This window comes from uncultured Cytophaga sp., assembly GCF_937863595.1.
In the GTDB taxonomy this organism is placed as follows: domain Bacteria; phylum Bacteroidota; class Bacteroidia; order Cytophagales; family Cytophagaceae; genus Cytophaga.
Genome location: NZ_CALMGQ010000188.1, coordinates 1 through 2,009, shown reverse-complemented (window position 1 = coordinate 2,009; position 2,009 = coordinate 1). Strand labels below are relative to the sequence as shown.

General features: G+C 35.4%; 2 protein-coding genes. Both read left to right on the top strand.

Going from position 1 to position 2,009, the window contains the following annotated elements:
• Positions 1-612 precede the first annotated feature (612 nt).
• On the top strand, positions 613-1,206 hold the full coding sequence (hisIE, locus tag Q0543_RS17000; RefSeq protein WP_299255851.1) for a bifunctional phosphoribosyl-AMP cyclohydrolase/phosphoribosyl-ATP diphosphatase HisIE: 594 nt from the start codon (positions 613-615) through the stop codon (positions 1,204-1,206).
• 261 nt (positions 1,207-1,467) lie between these two features.
• Complete coding sequence (locus tag Q0543_RS16995) at positions 1,468-1,971, top strand: hypothetical protein (protein WP_299255849.1); 504 nt, start codon at positions 1,468-1,470, stop codon at positions 1,969-1,971.
• Positions 1,972-2,009 lie beyond the last annotated feature (38 nt).

Genomic DNA, 2,009 nt, shown 5'->3' with positions numbered 1-2,009 from the left:
ACTATGATTCTTGTGATTTAGATGATTAAAAAATGATTCGTAAGGTTTAGCGTTTTCTAGAATTTTACCCAGCCGTTGTTGTGTGTTCCCGCCAGCACAAATATTTGATCGTGGGCTGAAGGCAAGGCGGGTCAACAACAACTCATTAATCCATTTTAGCCTGTATAAACCAGCGGTTGTTGCGTGTTCCCGCCAGTGCAAATATTTGATCGTGGGCTAAAGGCAACGCGGGGCACCAACAACTCATCACAACAAGCACCGCAGCATCCATTTGTTCAGAAAGATTTTTTTTAATCCAAAAAATCATTTAATCCTACGAATCTCAATTCAGACAATAGGAATGTTTGATAATGCGCCGAAGATAACGCGTGGCACCAACAACTTGTAAAACAAGTACCGCAGCATCCATTTCATAAGAAATAATCATGAGAATCATTTAAATCAGTTGAATCAGCGTTTCAGACAATTTGGATTGTTTGATCGTGCCCATACCTCATTCATTCCAAATTCTCCCCAATTTAAAAATCTAAGTACTTGAATCAGTGCTTGTAATCACATTCATAATTCATAATTCATAATTTATAATTAAATTGCCTTTCTAATACGAATTACATGAACATTGATTTCAAAAAAGGCGACGGTTTAGTACCCGTTATCATTCAAGATGCAACAACCAGAAATGTGTTGATGTTGGGGTATATGAATGAAGAAGCATACGCAAAAACGATTGCAGAGGGCAAAGTAACGTTCTTTAGCAGAACAAAGAACCGACTTTGGACGAAAGGCGAAACAACAGGTCATTTCTTAAACGTAGTAGAAATTAAATTAGACTGCGATCAAGATACCTTATTGATAAAAGTACATCCACAAGGCCCAACCTGCCACAAGGGTACAGATACCTGCTGGGATGAAGACAACACCGGAAGAACCTTCTTTATTGAGAAGTTAGCGAGCGTTATCAAAGACCGTCGTAATAACCCTACGGACGTTTCTTACACCGCCTCTTTGTTTAAGAAGGGAATTAACAAGATTGCACAGAAAGTAGGCGAGGAGGCCGTTGAAATTGTGATTGAAGCAAAAGACAACAACGACGATCTTTTCAAAGGCGAAGCAGCAGATTTATTATATCATTACTTGATTCTATTGGAAGCGAAAAATATTCCTTTGGATGATGTGATTAAGGTATTGGAGAGCAGACAAAAATAAGGTTGTTTAGACATTTATAAAGAAAACCTATAAGGTTTCTTCAAGTCAAGTACTACCGTTTATAACATATCAAACCTTATAGGTTTCATTAGAGATTTTGAAAGCCTTTTGCATGAATATGTGAAGCGCTTTTTTATTTTACAGAATCCATTAACTGTTGAAGGTGTAGTAATTTACTAGGGTCGGGTTTATTTTTGGCATAATAAATGCATTCATTAGATATCTTTTAAGAGGTAAAAATACCTTAAAAGAACCCTATTTATGTCTAAGTATATTTTCATTCTATTTGCTTTATTTCCATTTTTTTTATTTGCTCAGACACCGTTTTTACATGAGAAAGAAGTGGCACGTTTATACCATTCTCAACAGTATGAAAAGGCATTAGATCTATTGTTGAAAATTCAAGATAAAGATATGGATTCACCTTTTACGTATAAGTTTGATGGCACTTATAGAAACAATCCTGATTTTTATTATTATGTTGTTCGGTCTGCATTTTATGTTGCGTTAAAGAATACGGATGAAAAGCTTTTTAAAAATAACCTAAATGATTTTAGACACCTGTGTCGAATTTCAGGGCCTGGTTTTTCTAAATCGGATGCATCATTTTACAACGATTTTAGAAACGAGCTTATAAAACGTTCAGAGCGTTCTATGAAAAAAAATAATCATTCAGAAGCAGAAGAATATTCGCAATTTTTAGTTAAAAGTCTGTGCGATACAATTGACATTTACAGGAAAATATTCATTCTTAGATTCAATTAATAAACGCAACGGCTAGCCGTTGCGTTTATCGCGGTCAG

Bases quoted from the DNA above. Each gene is read 5' to 3' on its own strand.
- hisIE (WP_299255851.1), top strand. From the start codon at position 613: ATGAACATTGATTTCAAAAAAGGCGACGGTTTAGTACCCGTTATCATT.
- Q0543_RS16995 (WP_299255849.1), top strand. From the start codon at position 1,468: ATGTCTAAGTATATTTTCATTCTATTTGCTTTATTTCCATTTTTTTTA.